Origin of the sequence: Pseudomonas stagnisoli (assembly GCF_048595745.1) — a bacterium.
Classification (GTDB): Bacteria; Pseudomonadota; Gammaproteobacteria; order Pseudomonadales; family Pseudomonadaceae; genus Aquipseudomonas; species Aquipseudomonas alcaligenes_A.
Map to the genome: position 1 here is coordinate 926,212 of NZ_CP184361.1, position 15,234 is coordinate 941,445.

The 15,234-nt window shown below is 61.8% G+C and carries 18 protein-coding genes and 1 pseudogene; 9 read left to right on the forward strand and 10 right to left on the reverse strand.

Annotation, left to right across the window (positions count from 1 at the left end; translation table 11 throughout):
- Positions 1-2: 2 nt before the first annotated feature.
- From ACOAPY_RS04425 to ACOAPY_RS04435, 3 genes are read right to left on the reverse strand one after another with little or no spacing between them, the layout of a single operon-like run.
- The gene (locus ACOAPY_RS04425) at positions 3-176 is read right to left on the reverse strand and encodes a DUF3094 domain-containing protein (RefSeq protein ID WP_021702229.1); all 174 of its coding nucleotides are present in this window, start codon (positions 174-176) and stop codon (positions 3-5) included.
- A 41-nt stretch (positions 177-217) separates the two neighbouring features.
- The gene (locus tag ACOAPY_RS04430; protein ID WP_465155213.1) at positions 218-700 is read right to left on the reverse strand and encodes an MOSC domain-containing protein; all 483 of its coding nucleotides are present in this window, start codon (positions 698-700) and stop codon (positions 218-220) included.
- Entirely contained in the window at positions 697-1,323 is a 627-nt protein-coding gene (locus ACOAPY_RS04435) for a DUF1780 domain-containing protein (RefSeq protein ID WP_465156712.1), read from the reverse strand. The genes ACOAPY_RS04430 and ACOAPY_RS04435 overlap by 4 nt, the downstream gene beginning before the upstream one ends.
- Positions 1,324-1,393: 70 nt before the next feature.
- On the opposite strand from ACOAPY_RS04435, the gene ACOAPY_RS04440 reads away from it, so the two are divergent.
- The 4 genes from ACOAPY_RS04440 (at position 1,394) to ACOAPY_RS04455 (ending at position 3,288) form a co-directional block, all read left to right on the forward strand.
- On the forward strand, positions 1,394-1,810 hold the full coding sequence (locus ACOAPY_RS04440; protein ID WP_465155215.1) for a GNAT family N-acetyltransferase: 417 nt from the start codon (positions 1,394-1,396) through the stop codon (positions 1,808-1,810).
- Positions 1,811-1,813: 3 nt separating this feature from the next.
- On the forward strand, positions 1,814-2,290 hold the full coding sequence (locus ACOAPY_RS04445; protein WP_465155217.1) for an FAD/FMN-containing dehydrogenase: 477 nt from the start codon (positions 1,814-1,816) through the stop codon (positions 2,288-2,290).
- On the forward strand, positions 2,287-2,982 hold the full coding sequence (locus ACOAPY_RS04450; protein ID WP_465155220.1) for an energy-coupling factor ABC transporter permease: 696 nt from the start codon (positions 2,287-2,289) through the stop codon (positions 2,980-2,982). The genes ACOAPY_RS04445 and ACOAPY_RS04450 overlap by 4 nt, the downstream gene beginning before the upstream one ends.
- A 90-nt stretch (positions 2,983-3,072) precedes the next feature.
- The gene (locus ACOAPY_RS04455) at positions 3,073-3,288 is read left to right on the forward strand and encodes a hypothetical protein (protein WP_076580330.1); all 216 of its coding nucleotides are present in this window, start codon (positions 3,073-3,075) and stop codon (positions 3,286-3,288) included.
- A gap of 3 nt (positions 3,289-3,291) precedes the next feature.
- Here the strand turns inward: ACOAPY_RS04455 and yacG are convergent, their stop codons facing one another.
- Genes yacG through pilB form a run of 5 tightly spaced genes read right to left on the reverse strand, consistent with a single transcriptional unit; the run spans position 3,292 to position 7,898 of the window.
- Positions 3,292-3,486 (reverse strand): DNA gyrase inhibitor YacG, encoded by a 195-nt coding sequence (gene yacG, locus ACOAPY_RS04460; RefSeq protein WP_021702222.1) that lies wholly within the window; start codon positions 3,484-3,486, stop codon positions 3,292-3,294.
- The gene (gene coaE / locus ACOAPY_RS04465) at positions 3,483-4,094 is read right to left on the reverse strand and encodes a dephospho-CoA kinase (RefSeq protein ID WP_465155222.1); all 612 of its coding nucleotides are present in this window, start codon (positions 4,092-4,094) and stop codon (positions 3,483-3,485) included. Before coaE ends, yacG begins: the two co-directional genes overlap by 4 nt.
- Positions 4,091-4,963, reverse strand: a complete 873-nt coding sequence (locus ACOAPY_RS04470; protein WP_465155224.1) for a prepilin peptidase — start codon at positions 4,961-4,963, stop codon at positions 4,091-4,093. The genes coaE and ACOAPY_RS04470 overlap by 4 nt, the downstream gene beginning before the upstream one ends.
- A 1-nt stretch (position 4,964) precedes the next feature.
- The gene (locus tag ACOAPY_RS04475; RefSeq protein WP_465155226.1) at positions 4,965-6,191 is read right to left on the reverse strand and encodes a type II secretion system F family protein; all 1,227 of its coding nucleotides are present in this window, start codon (positions 6,189-6,191) and stop codon (positions 4,965-4,967) included.
- A 3-nt stretch (positions 6,192-6,194) separates the two neighbouring features.
- Complete coding sequence (pilB, locus tag ACOAPY_RS04480; protein WP_465155228.1) at positions 6,195-7,898, reverse strand: type IV-A pilus assembly ATPase PilB; 1,704 nt, start codon at positions 7,896-7,898, stop codon at positions 6,195-6,197.
- A gap of 228 nt (positions 7,899-8,126) precedes the next feature.
- On the opposite strand from pilB, the pseudogene ACOAPY_RS04485 reads away from it, so the two are divergent.
- A pseudogene (locus ACOAPY_RS04485) lies at positions 8,127-8,238 on the forward strand (prepilin-type N-terminal cleavage/methylation domain-containing protein); the annotation flags it as partial.
- Positions 8,239-8,718: 480 nt separating this feature from the next.
- Positions 8,719-9,084: a pilin gene (locus ACOAPY_RS04490; RefSeq protein ID WP_465155231.1), complete on the forward strand. Its 366-nt coding sequence runs from the start codon at positions 8,719-8,721 to the stop codon at positions 9,082-9,084.
- A 162-nt stretch (positions 9,085-9,246) separates the two neighbouring features.
- Here ACOAPY_RS04490 and nadC read toward each other — a convergent pair whose 3' ends face one another.
- Complete coding sequence (nadC, locus tag ACOAPY_RS04495; protein ID WP_465155233.1) at positions 9,247-10,095, reverse strand: carboxylating nicotinate-nucleotide diphosphorylase; 849 nt, start codon at positions 10,093-10,095, stop codon at positions 9,247-9,249.
- Between the two features lie 304 nt (positions 10,096-10,399).
- Here nadC and ACOAPY_RS04500 point away from each other — a divergent pair, with 304 nt between their 5' ends.
- The 3 genes from ACOAPY_RS04500 to ampE all read left to right on the forward strand — a co-directional run bounded on the left by ACOAPY_RS04500 (position 10,400) and on the right by ampE (position 14,215).
- Positions 10,400-12,742 (forward strand): DUF1631 domain-containing protein, encoded by a 2,343-nt coding sequence (locus tag ACOAPY_RS04500; RefSeq protein ID WP_465155235.1) that lies wholly within the window; start codon positions 10,400-10,402, stop codon positions 12,740-12,742.
- 91 nt (positions 12,743-12,833) lie between these two features.
- A complete protein-coding gene (ampD, locus tag ACOAPY_RS04505) occupies positions 12,834-13,397 on the forward strand; it encodes a 1,6-anhydro-N-acetylmuramyl-L-alanine amidase AmpD (RefSeq protein ID WP_465155237.1) in 564 nt (187 codons plus the stop codon).
- Complete coding sequence (ampE, locus tag ACOAPY_RS04510) at positions 13,394-14,215, forward strand: regulatory signaling modulator protein AmpE (protein WP_465155239.1); 822 nt, start codon at positions 13,394-13,396, stop codon at positions 14,213-14,215. The genes ampD and ampE overlap by 4 nt, the downstream gene beginning before the upstream one ends.
- On the opposite strand, the gene ACOAPY_RS04515 is transcribed toward ampE, so the two are convergent.
- Positions 14,216-15,103, reverse strand: a complete 888-nt coding sequence (locus ACOAPY_RS04515; protein WP_465155241.1) for an ROK family protein — start codon at positions 15,101-15,103, stop codon at positions 14,216-14,218. It abuts the gene before it with no gap.
- Between the last annotated feature and the right edge of the window lie 131 nt (positions 15,104-15,234).

Genomic DNA, 15,234 nt, shown 5'->3' on the forward strand with positions numbered 1-15,234 from the left:
GCTCATAGCACCAGTCCGGCGAGCAGGCGGGAAAGCAGGCCGAGGCCGATCGTCACGGCGATCACCAGCAACAAGAGCAGCCAGGGGCGGAACGGCTTGCGTTGCACCTGGTGCTGCGGAGCGCTGAGGTACTGCTCGACGCGCTGCTGGTCTTCCGGGCTGAGGCGACTGGACATGGCGATCCTCTCGAAGAATGCCGTCATTCTAGACGCGCCGGTCACGCCGGCTCAACGCGCACTTCATCGTCCAGGCGAATGATGCCGCCCTCGATCACCCGGGCAGTGATGCCGCCATGCCCGCACATGGCCTGGAAGGTGCCGGGGCCGAGGCGCTGTTCCAGGCGCGCGCAGGGTTGGCACCAGCCGGTGGTTTCCAGCAGTGCGCGGCCGATGCGGAAGCGCCGGCCCTTGAGGCTGAACAGGTTGATGCCGCTGACCGCAATATTGCGCCGCAGGTCGGACGGAGTGATCTCGCGGCCGAGCAGGGCGCTGACTACGGCCAGATGTTCCCACTGGATCAGGGTCACCTGGCGCGCATTGCGCGGGCCTGGGCGGGCATGGTCGCCGGTCAGTCCGGCTTCGCGGCGCGCCTCCACGGCCTCGGGTTCGAGCATGGCCTCGCGCGATTGCGGGCGTACGCCTAGCCAGCGCACGCGGCCGCGCTGTGGCACCTCGGCGAGCAGTTCCGGCAGTGTGTTCACAAGGTGATACCGACGTCGAACAGCACGGTGCGCCCGAGACTGTGGCGCAGGAAGTCCGGGGCATCGCGGTGGGCGAACAGTACCCGGGCGTAGTTGGGGCCGACCAGCGACAGCGAGCGCCAGCCCTGGCGCAGGTATTCGCCGGGCGGTGGGAAATGGCTGTTGAGGTCGAGCACGTCGCGCTTGAGGCTGACATAGGCGAGCAGGTCCAGCTCGCCCAGGTCGAGCCCGCGTTCGCGATAGTTGTGCGCCTTCTTGCGCAGGGTGGGACTCAGGCGCGCCTGCAGCTCGACGGCCGGAATACGCCGGGGGCGCGATTCGCGGCGCAGCAACTGGCTCAGCGACAGGGCGCTGCGCCGGCGCTCGAGTTCTTCCTTCCATTCGTCATTGAGGCGACGCCCCTTGTCGAGCACGAAGAAGACTTCGAAGCTGGCGTCGCGGAACATTACGTCCGGGGGCTCCTGGCCGGTGCTGAACTCGTCCTGCCGATGGCGCACGTTGAGGGCTGTCAGCAGGCGCTGGCAGACCCAGCGCTCGCGCTCCCACTTGCGGGCGTTGGAGAGGAAGTCGTTGGCTTCTTCGGCCTGGCGTGTGAGCAGGCGCAGGTAGTCGGAGTCGTCCATGGCCGCAGCATAGCGTAAAGCCGGCCGAGCCGGCTGCGGTGTAAGATGAGTCGGCCATTGCGAGGTTTTCATGTTCATGCGCGCCGCGACTCCTGCCGATCACGCTGCTTTGTTTGCCCTCTGGCGCAGCACGCCGGGGATTCAGCTGCGCACCGAAGATGAGTACGGGCCCTTCTGTCGCTATCTCGAGCGCAATCCCGGATTGAGCCTGCTGGTGGAGGCCGAGGGCAGGCCCATTGCCTCCCTGTTGGCGGGGCATGATGGGCGACGCGGCTATCTGCACCATCTGGTCGTGGCACCGGCCTGGCGCGGGCGTGGGCTGGCCCGTGCGCTACTGGCCGAGGTGCTGGCGCGCCTGGCGGAACAGGGCGTGCACAAGTCCCATGTGTTCGTGCTGGGCGCGGCGCCCGCGGCCCTGGCATTCTGGCGTGCGCGCAGCGAGTGGCTGGCGCGTGACGATATCGAAGTCTTTTCCACGAGGAGTTGAGCGATGAGGTTGCTGCGCTGGTGTTGTTTCCCGTTGCTGGTCACCTGGATGGGTGTTGCCCTGGCGCAGGGCGAGGCAACACGCCTGGCACCCTGGACACTGCTCGATCAGTTCGACCGCCCTTACACCCTGGAGCCGGACCTGCGCGTGCTGCTGGTCGCGCGCGGCATGGACGCCTCCGGGCTGCTGGACGAGGCGCTGGCTGAGCTCGGCGGCGATTACCTAGAACGCCATTCGGTGGTGTTCCTCGCCGACATCAGCGGCATGCCAGCACCGATTGCCAGTCTTTTCGCCGTGCCGGCCATGCGTGACTACGGCTATCGCGTCATGCTCGACCGTAGTGGGCGGGTGGCCAGTCGCTATCCGGGCGAGAAGGCCGAACTGCTCTGGCTGGACCTGGATAACGGCGAGCTGCGTGGCCAGCGCCAGTTCACCGATGCCGGCGCGTTGCGCCAGGCCTTGCAGGCGCTGGGGCAGTGATCGCCAGCGAATTGCTGTTGCCGGCCAGCCAGTGGCTGGGCTGGCTGCTGTACGCGGCCGTCCTGGGCTGGGCGCTGTGGCGTTCGCCCTGGCTCGAGCTGTTCAGCGATCAGCGCCGCCAGCATCTGCTGTTCGGTACCGTGCTGGCGTTGTTTCTGCTCTGGCTGGTGCGGCGCGACTTCGCCTCGGGGTTGTCGTTCCATTTCATCGGCATGACGGCCGTGACCCTGCTGCTCGACTGGCCCCTGGCAGTGCTCGGCGGTTTTGCCGCCCAGCTCGGCCTGCTTGCCCTGGGGCGCCTGGATCTGTTCGCGCTGGGGGTCAACGGCCTGCTGCTGGTAGCCGTGCCGGTTGCCATCACCGAGTTTTGCGCGCTGCAGGTAGAGCGGCGGCAACCGCGCAACCTGTTCGTCTATATCTTCTGCTGCGGCTTCTTCCCGGCCGCATTGGCGGCATTGGCCTGCCTGCTCGGCGGCCTGGCAGTGCTCTGGCACGATGGTCTGTATGCCATGCCCCCGTGGCTGGACGATTTCGTCGGCTACCTGTGGCTGGTGATGTTCCCCGAGGCGTTCATCAACGGCATGTTGGTCACCGGCCTGGTGGTGTTCTATCCGGACTGGCTGGAGACCTTCAATCGCACGCGCTACCTGTCCGCACCCTGGAAGGACGGCGGTTCGGATGGTCCGCCATAAGCGGGATTTATCCTGGCGCCGGGCCTGACCTGGATCAAGATTCGCCAGCACCACGCCCTCATGCTGGAGAAAATTGCAGAGGGCAGGGCCATGGGTGTGCATCAATGGGCGCGGCAGGAGCTGGAAGGCAGTCTTGAACGGGCGCGGGCGCAGGGTTTTGATCCGGTGATGACGTTGCGTGCACTGCTCAGCGAGGCGGTGGAGTTGAATCGCCTGGAGCGGGAAGTGGCCGATCTGGCGCAGGAACTGCAGTTTCTCGCCGACAATCTCGACCCACAGCGCGACTACGCCTTCATGCGGCCCTGAGCCTCAGTGCTCGCGCGGCGGCAGGTCCCCGGAGAAGGGCGAGTCTTCCAGCGTGTCGCCGGGAATCGCATGCGCCTCGGAGGCCCAGGCGCCCAGGTCGATCAGCTTGCAGCGCTCGCTGCAGAAGGGGCGGTTGGGGCTTTGCGGGCCCCACTCGACCGGCGCGCCGCAGGTCGGGCATTCAACAGTGGCGCTCATGCTTGGCCTCCGCGCAGGGTCAGGTAGAACTGGTGCAGGCGCTCGACCTCGCCTTTCAACCAGGTTAGGTCCTGGTCGTTGGTCAGTACGTCATGGGCGTGGCGCAGGCGCTCTTCGCGGCTGGTCTGTGCCTTGAGGATGGCGCGGATCTGCTCCTCGGAGCTGTTGTCGCGGGCCATGCTGCGTTGCAGTTGCAGCTGCTCCGGGGCGTCGACCACCAGCACTCGCTGGGTGATGCGGTGCTGGCCGGATTCCACCAGCAGCGGCGATACCAGAACAGCGTAGGGCGATTCGGCGCGAGCCAGGTACTGGGCGATTTCCTGGAAGATCAGCGGGTGCAGCAGGCCTTCCAGCCAGCGGCGCTGCGCTTCATCCTGGAAAACCAGTTGGCGCAGCACCGTGCGATCCAGGCTGCCGTCGGCCTGCAATACCCGCGGGCCGAAGTGTTCGACGATCTTCGCCAGGGCCGGGCGCCCTGGCTCCACCACCCAGCGGGCGGCATGATCGGCATCCACCAAGTGAATGCCGAGGTCGATAAAGTGCTGTGCTACGGCGCTCTTGCCGCTACCAATGCCTCCGGTGAGGCCGAGAATCCAGGGTTTGCTCATCTAAAACCGGCGAACTGCAGATAGGTCGCGGTTATTTGATCACCCCAGAGCAATGCGATCCAGCCGGCAATTGCCAGATAGGGGCCGAAGGGGATCGGCGTGCTGGTTTCCTGGTTGCGCAGGCGCAGCATGATCACCCCGAGTACCGCGCCGACCAGTGACGACAGCAGGATGGTCAGCGGCAGTACCTGCCAGCCACCCCAGGCACCGAGCATGGCCAGCAGCTTGAAGTCGCCGTAGCCCATGCCTTCCTTGCCGGTCAGCAGCTTGAACAGCCAGTACACCGACCACAGGCTGAGGTAACCGGCGATGGCCCCCCACAGCGCATCCTCGAGGCTGGTGAACAGGCCGAACTGGTTGGCGATCAGGCCCAGCCACAGCAGCGGTAGCACCAGGGCGTCGGGCAGTAGCTGGTGATCGCAGTCGATCATGCTCATCGCCAGCAGACCCCAGGTCAGCAGCAGCATGCCAGCCGCCTGCCAGCCGAAACCGAAATGGAAGGCGACGTAGCCGGACAGCAGGCCGCAGGCCAGCTCGACCAGCGGGTAGCGCTTGCTGATCGGTGCCTTGCAACCGGCGCACTTGCCGCGCAGGAACAGGTAGCTGAGCACCGGGATATTCTCCCAGGGGCGAATCTGGTGGCCGCAGTGGGGGCAGCAGGAGTTCGGCAGCACCAGATTGAAAGTGCCCTGTTCGGGCTCTTCCGGCAGCTCGAGAATCTCCCGTGCCTGCTTGCGCCAGTCGCGCTGCATCATCACCGGCAGGCGGTAGATGACGACGTTGAGGAAGCTGCCGATGACCAACCCTAGCAGGGTGGCAGATAAAACAAAGGCCGGCAGGCTGCCGGCCAGGAAATCGAGTTGTATCAATTTAAGCGCCCACCACCTGGCCCATCTGGAAGATTGGCAGGTACATGGCAATCACCAAGCCGCCAACCAGTACGCCCAGTACAGCCATGATCATCGGTTCCATCAGTGCGGTCAGTCCGTCCACCATGTTATCTACCTCTGACTCATAGTGCGTGGCGACTTTATCAAGCATATCGTCAAGCGCGCCTGACTCTTCGCCAATGGCAGTCATCTGTAGGGCCATGGCGGGGAAAACGTTGGTACTTCGCATGGAAAAGTTCAATTGCATGCCGGTAGAAACGTCCTGCTTGATCTTGTGGACAGCGCTACGGAAAACTACATTGCCTGTGGCGCCGGCAACGGAGTCCAGGGCGTCCACTAACGGTACACCGGCAGCGAATGTCGTGGCCAAGGTGCGGGCATAGCGAGCAACCGAAGACATATATATGATTTTCCCAATGATTGGTGCTTTGAGCATCAATCTATCTACCCAGTTCCGAAAATTCTCTGACCTCTTGTGGATCGTAGATAAGCCGTAGACGGTCCCGGCAATTGCCAATAGCACTACGAACCACCATTCCTGTAAACTTTCTGATAGACCAACTACCATTAGTGTGAAGGCGGGTAGCTCTGCGCCAAAGTTTGCAAAAACTGATTGGAACTGCGGCACAACTTTAATTAATAGAATGGCAGAGACAACTAGCGCTACGACAATTACTGCAATGGGATAGTTCATTGCCTTCTTGATTTTCGACTTTAGTGCCTCTGTTTTCTCTTTGTACGTGGCAACACGGTCAAGTAGAGTTTCCAAGGCGCCTGACTGCTCGCCGGACTCGACTAAGTTGCAGTACAAGTCATCGAAGTACAGGGGGCGTTTGCGAAGAGCTGAGGCTAGGCTATTACCGGCGGCGACGTCTTGTTTAACGTCATCTACCAGCTTACGCATATTTGGTTTTTCCAGTCCCTCGGCAATAATGTCGAAAGACTGCAGCATAGGCACTCCGGCTTTCATCATGGTAGCCATCTGTCGGGTGAAGATAGCAATGTCCATTGGCTTTATCTTCTTGCCGCTGCGACCGAGCAGAGGCTGGGCTTTCTTACGTACCTTGAGCGGGTTAATACCCTGCTTGCGCAGTTGGGCTTTTATTAGGGCAGGGTTTTGCCCATTCATTTCTCCCTTAATTTTGGATCCGCGCCGGTCGGTGCCTTCCCAGGCGAAGGTGCTGGTTTTTATTGCTTTTTCCGCCATGGTTTAGTCCTTGGTCACGCGGTTGACTTCTTCCAGGCTGGTCACGCCCTGGATTACTTTGATCAGGCCGGAGCGGCGCAGGTCGTTGAAACCGTCCTTGCGCATCTGTGCGGCGATATCGATGGAGTTGCCGTCTTCCATGATAATCCGCTGTAGGGCGGGCGTGTTTTTAACCACTTCATAAATACCCAATCGCCCCTTGTAGCCACCTTTGCAGTTTTCGCAGCCGACCGGCCCGTAGACCTTGAAGGTTCCGACCTCCTGCTCGGTGAAGCCTTCCTCCATAAGGGCTTCTTTAGGAAGGTTTACCTCCTTCTTGCAGCTGGAGCAGAGTTTGCGCGCGAGGCGCTGGGCAATGATCAGGTTCACCGAAGTGGCGATATTGAAGCTGGGCACCCCCATATTACGCAGACGCGTCAGGGTTTCGGCGGCGCTGTTGGTGTGCAGGGTGGACATCACCATGTGGCCGGTTTGCGCAGCCTTGATGGCGATTTCGGCGGTTTCCAGGTCGCGAATCTCGCCGACCATGATCACATCGGGGTCCTGGCGCAGGAAGGCGCGCAGCGCTTGAGAAAAGTCCATGCCCTGTTTGGGATTGACGTTTACCTGGTTGATGCCCTCCAGGTTTATCTCCACCGGATCCTCTGCCGTGGAGATGTTCACGTCCACGGTGTTGAGAATGTTAAGGCCGGTATAAAGGGATACCGTCTTGCCTGAGCCTGTAGGGCCGGTAACCAGGATCATGCCCTGCGGCTGCTTGAGGGCTGTCAGGTAGAGTTCTTTTTGGAATTCTTCATAGCCGAGCGCATCAATACCCATCTGTGCGCTGGAGGGGTCCAGAATCCGCATCACGATCTTCTCGCCCCACAGGGTCGGTAGGGTATTGACGCGGAAGTCGATGGCTTTGGTCTTGGAGATTTTCATCTTGATTCGACCATCCTGCGGCTTGCGCCGCTCGGAGATATCCAGGCTGGCCATGACTTTCAGGCGTGCGGAAATGCGCGGGGAGAGCTGGATCGGTGGGCGGGCTACTTCATGCAGAATGCCGTCGGTACGAAAGCGCACGCGATAGGTTTTTTCATAAGGTTCAAAGTGCAGGTCGGAGGAGCCGCCCTTGATGGCATCCAGCAGCATTTTGTTGACAAAGCGTACAACGGGAGCGTCATCGGCCTCATTGCCCTGTCCGGCGTCCTGCTTGTCCTCATCGACCGCTTCGACATCCAGGCCGTCGAGGTCCATGTCGCCGAGGTCATCCATGCCGCTACCGGCATTGTCGAAGAATTTTTCGATGGCCTCGCCCAGCTTGTCATCCTCGACCAGTACGCTCTCGGTATTGAGGCCGGTGCTGAACTGGATATCGGTGACTGCCTGGTGATTGCTCGGATCAGACACCGCCACATACAGCTTATTGCCGCGACGCCAGAGTGGTAGGGCGCGATGCTGGCGAATCAGCTTTTCGGTGACCAGGTCGCGCGGTTGGCTTTCCTTATCTAACGAGCCGAGGTCGAAGAAAGCGACACCGAACTGTTCAGCTGTGAGTTCGGCCAGTGCTCGTGCTTTAACCAGTTTGTTCTGGACCAGGTAGGTAATGAGGGGCAGCTGATTTCTTGCTGCCTGCAGCTGCGCTTGCTGCGCTGCTTTTTCGTCTAGCAGGCCGGCCTGGGCCACCTGGCGGGCCAGGCCGGAAAGAGAAACCGCGTCGTTCATCGGTTGAGCCGTAGAGTTTCATGGATAATCCTGCCTTATAGCCTGTTTGTGCGATGCTGCCAAACAGCGCCTCAAGGGGGTGACAAAAAATGTCGCTAGTTGCCGGAGGTGGTTAGGGGGCGGTCTGGGCGGGCTGCGGAGGCCTAATGTGCGTGGCGTGTTAGATTGGCATGCAAAATGCTCTGAATAGATCAGGCTGTGTGCCTGACCACTCCAAGGAGACATTTAATGAAAGCTCAAATGCAGAAAGGTTTTACCCTGATCGAATTGATGATTGTAGTTGCCATTATTGGTATTCTGGCCGCCATCGCGCTGCCGGCTTACCAGAACTATACTCGTAATTCTGCAGACAAAGCATGTCTGGCTGAAATGAAGGCCTATGCCAACACTGCTCTGGCTGACATCCTCGATCCTAATAATGGCACTGCCGTTAAGGCTACTAACTTTAGCGCTTGTGCTACTGCGCCAGACGCTTCCGCTCAGACTGCGGCCACGCTGGGTGTATTTACTCAAACTGCCAAAGGTGGTACTCCGGGCAAGAGCATTGAGTGTGACTTGTCTAAAGGTGCCACTTGCGTGATTAAGTAACGCAGATTGTTACTAGGTTGGGTAGGTGTTCATAGTGGTGGCTAGTAATAATCTTACTAGCTTTGCTTGATCTGGCTTTCCCTCCGAGCATGTGTCGCGGCGCCCCGCTTTTTGCAGGGCGTCGTGCTTTTAGGGTTTGTATTGTTGTACTTTTATTTTGAATTTTTTGACGGTTGGGGTGCAAATAGTATTTGCAGGATTTTCCTTGTCATCCTGCATGCATTGTTATTAGATGAAAATGAATAATTTTCACCAAGAGGTGCTCATGAATTTCCGGAATAATGGGTTCACCTTGGTTGAGTTAATGGTCGTGGTTGCAATCGTGGGTTTGCTGGCGGCGATCGCGCTACCAGCCTATCAGCAATTTGTGGCTAGCTCCGCAGAAAGAGCTTGTTTGGCGGAGGCTAGAGCATACGTAAATATGGCAATGGCCGCTCTGAGTGCTAATGAGCCGGTACCATCTCCAGTGAAACAGGCCTGTGATAAGCTCGATGGTGTCGTTGATCTTTCCACGGATGTTTCAGCGTTGCCACGCAGTCCAGGTGCTCGTGGGGTATTGTGTGAGTTAAGTAGTGGCGGTAATTGTGTTCTTAAGTGAGTGCTGTGGCTGAGGCAGTATAGCCGGCGTTTTTTGTCGATGTGGCCTAGCCGGTAGAGCAATGCATTTATAATGTGAAGGGTGCGAATTTAAATCCTGCTTCTGGCGCCGTATTAAAAAGCCCCGAATTTGCCGGGGCTTTGTGTTTTAAAGTGGCTCCGGTTACAAGCTCAGCCGCATCGACAAGTCGACAGCCTTGACGTCCTTGGTCAGGCTGCCGATGGAGATGTAATCCACGCCGGTTTCGGCAATCGTGCGCAGCGTGGCTTCGTTGATGCCGCCGGAGGCCTCCAGCTTGGCGCGGCCGGCGGTGAGTTTTACTGCGGTGCGCATGTCTTCCAGGCTGAGTTCGTCGAGCATGACGATATCGGCCCCGGCTTCCAGCGCCTGCTGCAGTTCTTCCAGGCTTTCTACCTCGACTTCCACCGGCTTGCCGGGGGCGATGCCGTGGGCGGCGCTGATGGCCTGGGCGATGCCGCCGCAGGCGGCGATGTGGTTTTCCTTGATCAGGAAGGCGTCATACAGGCCGATGCGATGGTTGTGGCAGCCGCCCTGGGTGACGGCATACTTCTGTGCCAGGCGCAGGCCGGGCAGGGTCTTGCGGGTATCGAGCAGCTTCACCCCGGTGCCATCGACCAGGTCGGCAAAATGGCGGCAACGGGTGGCGACGGCCGAAAGGGTCTGCAGGAAGTTCAGAGCGCTGCGTTCGCCGCTGAGCAGGGCGCGGGCCGGGCCGTCGAGGCTGAAGAGGGGCTGGTTGGGCGCGACCCGTTCGCCTTCGATGACGTGCCAGTGCACGGCCACGCGTGGGTCGAGCTGACGGAATACCGCATCGACCCACGCGCTGCCGCAGACAACGGCGGCGTCGCGGGTGATCACGCGGGCATGGGCCAGGCGTTCGGCGGGGATCAATTGGGCGGTAATGTCGCCGCTGCCGATGTCTTCGCTCAGGGCGCGACGCGCGTTGGCTTCGATTTCGGCGCCGAGTTCGGCGAGGGTCAGGTTGGGCATCGTGGCCTCCGCATGCTGGTGGCGCGATTATAGGGATAGCCGACGGCTGGTGCAGCGTCGTCGGGAGAATTGGCTAGACCCTAGAAGGTGCGGTCCGGTCGCTGCGAATGACCGTTCGTAACCTTGATCTCCCGCTCTGTGATCTGGGTCATGTCTGCGATAGGGGGTATTTGGTCATGCTTCGCATCCCCCTATACTGAGGGTGGCTGCATTTTCTGGCGCCATCTATTTGACGTTTTTGGGTGATGCCCAGCTGATCGTTTAGCAGGCCTGTTCTGATCTGGCAGCCTGCGGGAGACTCGCAATGAAGACCGACGCGAAAGTGGTGCACCTGAACAAGGTTGCGCCCGAGCAATCGCCTACTTCTCCAGCAGGAAGGCTTCCCGTGGCCCTCATTCAGGTACGTGACAAGGCAGCCCAGCAGCTGAAGCTGAGCTTGCAGGGTTTGTTCGACAATGCTGACGACACGCTTTTCGAGATGGCGGATCGTGCGGCCAGCAACGCCGAGCAGAATGCGTTTTTCGAGGCGATGCGTGATCTGCGTCTGAAGCGCAAGACCATCGAGCGAGGTTTCCTGCAGCGAGTCTTCGAGAGCTTCGCCACACTGAATCAGTACGAAATTGGGACGCCTGCGCCGCAGCTCGGCAATGTGTCTTTCGAGAGCCTCTCGCTGGTTCAGGATGATGTCCTGGAGGAGTCGGTGGCCCTAGACGCCATGGTTTCTCGCGTAATGAGTCGTGATGGCACCGCCCTTGGCCACCTCACCACCCGTCTCAATGCGGTTATCAGTAGGAAGCTCGAAGACAAAACCAACCCGCTGGGCCCGCGTCTGCTTTGCGAGCAGTTCCTTGCCGCCTGCGAGGGGCTCGGGGTGGAGATCCGGGTCAAGCTGATCATTCTCAAGCTTTTCGAAAAGCACGTGCTGGGCGATCTCGATCAGCTTTATGCCGATGCCAACCAGCAGCTGGTCGAGGCTGGTGTGTTGCCGGAGCTGAAATCCGCGCCGCCGGCCCGCCGTCAGCCAGGGCGGTCGCCGTCCGCTGCTGCGCGTACCTCGCGTGAGGACGGGGCTGAGTCAAGAGGCGTCGCCGCTGCGGGTTATGCCGACGAGGGCGTCCAGGAGGTCTTCGGCGCCCTGCAGGAGCTGCTGTCGCAGGTGCGTGGCAGTGCCGTGCTGCCGCGGCGCGAGGTTCCTGCCGATGCCGTGCCGATTTCCAGTAATGACCTGATGCGCCTGCTGTCGCACCTGCAACAGCATTTCCCGGTCGGTGCCCAGCAGGTCAGCGACGATTATGACCTGCGCAACCAGCTCGAGGGCCTGCTGACCCGCGTCAGTGCCAAGAGTGGCAAGGCACGCGTGGTGGGTGAAGTCGATGAGGATGTGATCAATCTGGTGGCGATGCTGTTCGAGTTCATCCTCGATGATCGTACGCTGCCGGATTCGCTCAAGGCCTTGATTGGTCGGCTGCAGATCCCGATGCTCAAGGTTGCGGTGCTGGACAAGACCTTCTTCAGCCGCGGCAGTCATCCGGCCCGCCGCCTGCTCAACGAAATTGCATCTGCCGCCCTGGGCTGGAATGCCCAGGGCGACGAGCAGCGTGATGCCTTGTACCAGCGCATCGAGCAGGTCGTGCAGCGGCTGCTCAACGATTTCACCGATGATCCGGCGATCTTCTCCGACGTGCTCGCCGAGTTCATTGCCTTCACCGGTGACGAGAAGCGTCGCAGCGAGCTGCTCGAGCAGCGCACCCGTGACGCCGAGGAAGGTCGCGCCAAGGCCGAGCTGGCGCGCCAGCAGGTCGAACAGGCACTCAATTCGCGTCTGCTCGGCAAGGTTCTGCCCGAGGTGGTGGTGCGCCTGCTGCAGGAGGGCTGGAGCAAGGTGCTGCAGCTGACCTGCCTGAAGCATGGTGCCGAATCCGCCGAGTGGGTATCCGCCTTGGCGGTAATGGACGACCTGATCTGGAGCGTCGAGCCCCACGAGTCGCCGGAAGACCGTCTGCGCCTGTTGGAGCTGGTGCCGAGCCTGCTCAAGTCGTTGCGCGACGGCCTGGCCAGTGCGGCCATCGACCCCTTCGTTACCAGCGAATTCTTCAGCAAGCTGGAGAGCGTGCATGTGCAGGTCTTCCAGCGCTTCAAGCGGGAGATCGTCGAACCTCAGCCCGTGCCGCCGAGCGAGGTGGCCGCCGAGGTGCAGTTCGACAGCGTCGCCGAGTTGGGCGCGGGTCCCCTGCTGGAACTGCCGCCGCAGGAGATGGAGGAGATCGTCGAAGCGCCTGCCATGGTCGAGGTGGTCGAGGAGATCGTTCTGTTGGCGCCCGGCGAGAATCGCCAGCAAGAGCCGGAGGCCAGCCTGCCGGACGATGATGAGGCCCTGCACAAAGTGGACGAGCTCCGCGTCGGCAGCTGGGTGGAAATCCAGGAAGACGAGGAACACAAGCTGCGCGGCAAGCTGGCGGCCATCATCAAGCCGACCGGCAAGTACATCTTCGTCAACCGCACTGGCATGAAGGTGATGGAGAAGACCCGCATGGGCCTGGCGGTGGAGTTCCGCCGTGGTGCCATTCGCCTGCTCGATGATGCCCTGCTGTTCGATCGTGCCCTGGAGTCGGTGATCGGTAACCTGCGCAAGCTCAAGGGCGCCTGAGGCGCTGTTGCCTGGAAGCGCCCGGCCCTGTGCCGGGCGTTTTCGTTAGCGCACTTCTGCTAGAGTGGCGGCCAGTCATCAAGGAGCCCTTATGTGGCTGGACCCTGCCAGCGGCTGGTGTGACGGCGTGCGTCACTGCCCCTCGCCGAATTTCAACGAGCGCCCGCAAGGGGAGGTGTCCCTGCTGGTGCTGCATAATATCAGTCTGCCGCCGGGGCAGTTCGGCACCGGCAAGGTGCAGCAGTTCTTCCAGAACCAGCTGCCGGTGGACGAGCATCCCTACTTCGCCGGCATCGCCCAGCTGACCGTATCTGCGCACTTCCTTATCGAGCGCGATGGCGGTGTGATCCAGTTTGTGTCGTGCAACCAGCGCGCCTGGCACGCCGGGGTATCGCGCTTTGGCGAGCGGGAGAACTGCAATGACTTCTCCATCGGGATCGAACTGGAAGGCACCGACGAGATGCCATTCGAAGACGCCCAGTACCGGGCCTTGGTCGAGCTGACCCAGGTGCTGTTGGATGCCTATCCTGAAATGAGCGCCGAGCGCATCTGTGGTCACAGCGATATCGCGCCGGGGCGCAAGACCGACCCCGGCCCCTGTTTCGACTGGGCGCGCCTGCGCGCCGCCCTGCAGCATGAGGAGAGTGGAAGATGAACTTTCTGGTGTTGTTGCTGGTGCTGTGGGTGGAGAAGTTTTCCGCCGGGCGCTTGCGCATCCAGCAGGACGGCCCCTGGCTGCAGTGGCTGACGGCCAGTTCGGGGCGCTCGCCCTGGTCCACCCTGGCCCTGGCGGTGTTGCTGCCCGTGGCCCTGCTCGGGTTGCTGGTGCTCGCGCTCGAGCCGCTGGCCTACGGCTGGCTGTTGTTGCCGGTGCATCTGCTGGTGCTGGTCTACAGCCTGGGACGCGGCGATCTGCTGGCGGAGCTGGGGCCATTTCGCGACGCCTGGCGCCGGGGTGATGAGCAGGCCGCTCTGCATGTGGCCGAGCGTGATCTGGGGCTGGTGGCCGATGCCGAGGCCGAGTTGCTCGAACGCGTGCGTGCCTACGAGCTGTGGCAGGCCTACCAGGGCTTTTTCGCGGTGATCTTCTGGTACGCGTTGCTTGGGCCGCTGCCGGCGCTGGCCTATCGCCTGCTGGCGCTGACCGCGGAGCGGGCGAGCGATACGGCGGTGGCCGAGCGCGCGGCGCAGCTGCGGCATGCCATGGACTGGCTGCCGGTGCGGGTGCTGGCGGCCAGTTTTGCCCTGGTTGGCAATTTCTCCGCCGTCAGCCATGCGGTGCTGCATGACCTGCTCGCCTGGGATATCCCCGCCGCGCAACTGGTGGCTCGTGCCGGTGTCGCCGCTGCCGAGGTGGGCGAGGCGCAGCCCGGTGAGGCGGGAGTCGCCAGCCTCGACGAACTGTGGCAGCTGCTGATCCGCGCCGCTGTACTCTGGTATGCCGCCTTCGCCGTGTGGATCCTGCTGCTCTAGTTACTCGGGCCACAGCCAGGCGGCACCGCGCACGCCGCTGGAGTCGCCGTGGCGGGCCTGGACCAGGCGGGTGTTGACCTGGTCCGAGAACACATGGCGCACCAGCAGTGGCGGTACCTCGCGGTACAGCGCGGGGATGTTGGACAGGCCGCCGCCCAGCACTATCACGTGCGGGTCGAGGATGTTGATCACTGAGGCCAGCGCCCGCGCCAGCTGTTCACAGTACCGCGCCAGCGCCTGAGCTGCGGCGGGTTCGCCGCCCGCTGCCGCCGTTGCCAGCTCGCGTGCGTTCAGTCCCAGGTTGCTGCGGGCGGCCCAGCCGGGGCCACTGAGAAAGGTTTCGATGCAGTCGTCCAGGCCGCAGTAGCAGCGTCTGGCCGGGCCGTCGGTCGCGTTGCGCCAGGGCAGGGCATTGTGGCCCCACTCGCCGGCGATGGCGTTGGGGCCGTTCAGCAGCCGGCCATGGATGGCGATACCCCCGCCGACGCCGGTGCCCAGAATCACCCCGAAGACGCTGTCGGCACCGGCGCCGGCGCCATCGCTGGCCTCGGACAGGGTGAAGCAGTCGGCGTCGTTGGCCAGGCGTACCGGCCTCTCCAGCAGGCGCTCCAGGTCGCCCTGCAGGTCCTGGCCGATCAGACAGGTGGAGTTGGCGTTCTTGATTCGCCCGTGGTCCGGCGAGCGGGTGCCGGGAATGCCGACGCCGACGGTGCCGCTGGCACCCAACTCCATCTCTGCTGCCTGGACTAGACTCATGATGGTCAGAAGCGTGGAGTGGTAGTCACCCTGCGGGGTAGGCAATCGCCGCCGCAGCCGCTCTGTGGAGCCCTGCAGGGCAATGATTTCCGTCTTGGTACCACCCAGATCAATGCCGAAGCGAAGAGACATGCGCATTCTTAACCTTAAGTTACACAGACCGGCGCCGATATCCGGTATACAAGCGGTGGGGGAGCTGTGCCTGGCAAATGGCCAGCCCCGCTAGAATTCAGAAAGCCACGACACCTTGCCGTTCAAGCGAC

What these genes read in the sequence shown, in the direction of transcription:
- nadC (WP_465155233.1), bottom strand. Translation starts at nt 10,095, where the DNA reads ATGCCCAACCTGACCCTCGCCGAACTCGGCGCCGAAATCGAAGCCAAC.
- pilB (WP_465155228.1), bottom strand. Translation starts at nt 7,898, where the DNA reads ATGAACGACGCGGTTTCTCTTTCCGGCCTGGCCCGCCAGGTGGCCCAG.
- coaE (WP_465155222.1), bottom strand. Translation starts at nt 4,094, where the DNA reads ATGAGCAAACCCTGGATTCTCGGCCTCACCGGAGGCATTGGTAGCGGC.
- ACOAPY_RS04445 (WP_465155217.1), top strand. Translation starts at nt 1,814, where the DNA reads ATGAGGTTGCTGCGCTGGTGTTGTTTCCCGTTGCTGGTCACCTGGATG.
- ACOAPY_RS04515 (WP_465155241.1), bottom strand. Translation starts at nt 15,103, where the DNA reads ATGTCTCTTCGCTTCGGCATTGATCTGGGTGGTACCAAGACGGAAATC.
- ACOAPY_RS04490 (WP_465155231.1), top strand. Translation starts at nt 8,719, where the DNA reads ATGAAAATGAATAATTTTCACCAAGAGGTGCTCATGAATTTCCGGAAT.
- ampE (WP_465155239.1), top strand. Translation starts at nt 13,394, where the DNA reads ATGAACTTTCTGGTGTTGTTGCTGGTGCTGTGGGTGGAGAAGTTTTCC.
- ACOAPY_RS04425 (WP_021702229.1), bottom strand. Translation starts at nt 176, where the DNA reads ATGTCCAGTCGCCTCAGCCCGGAAGACCAGCAGCGCGTCGAGCAGTAC.
- ampD (WP_465155237.1), top strand. Translation starts at nt 12,834, where the DNA reads ATGTGGCTGGACCCTGCCAGCGGCTGGTGTGACGGCGTGCGTCACTGC.
- ACOAPY_RS04435 (WP_465156712.1), bottom strand. Translation starts at nt 1,323, where the DNA reads ATGGACGACTCCGACTACCTGCGCCTGCTCACACGCCAGGCCGAAGAA.
- ACOAPY_RS04440 (WP_465155215.1), top strand. Translation starts at nt 1,394, where the DNA reads ATGTTCATGCGCGCCGCGACTCCTGCCGATCACGCTGCTTTGTTTGCC.
- ACOAPY_RS04500 (WP_465155235.1), top strand. Translation starts at nt 10,400, where the DNA reads ATGAAGACCGACGCGAAAGTGGTGCACCTGAACAAGGTTGCGCCCGAG.
- ACOAPY_RS04475 (WP_465155226.1), bottom strand. Translation starts at nt 6,191, where the DNA reads ATGGCGGAAAAAGCAATAAAAACCAGCACCTTCGCCTGGGAAGGCACC.
- ACOAPY_RS04455 (WP_076580330.1), top strand. Translation starts at nt 3,073, where the DNA reads ATGGGTGTGCATCAATGGGCGCGGCAGGAGCTGGAAGGCAGTCTTGAA.
- yacG (WP_021702222.1), bottom strand. Translation starts at nt 3,486, where the DNA reads ATGAGCGCCACTGTTGAATGCCCGACCTGCGGCGCGCCGGTCGAGTGG.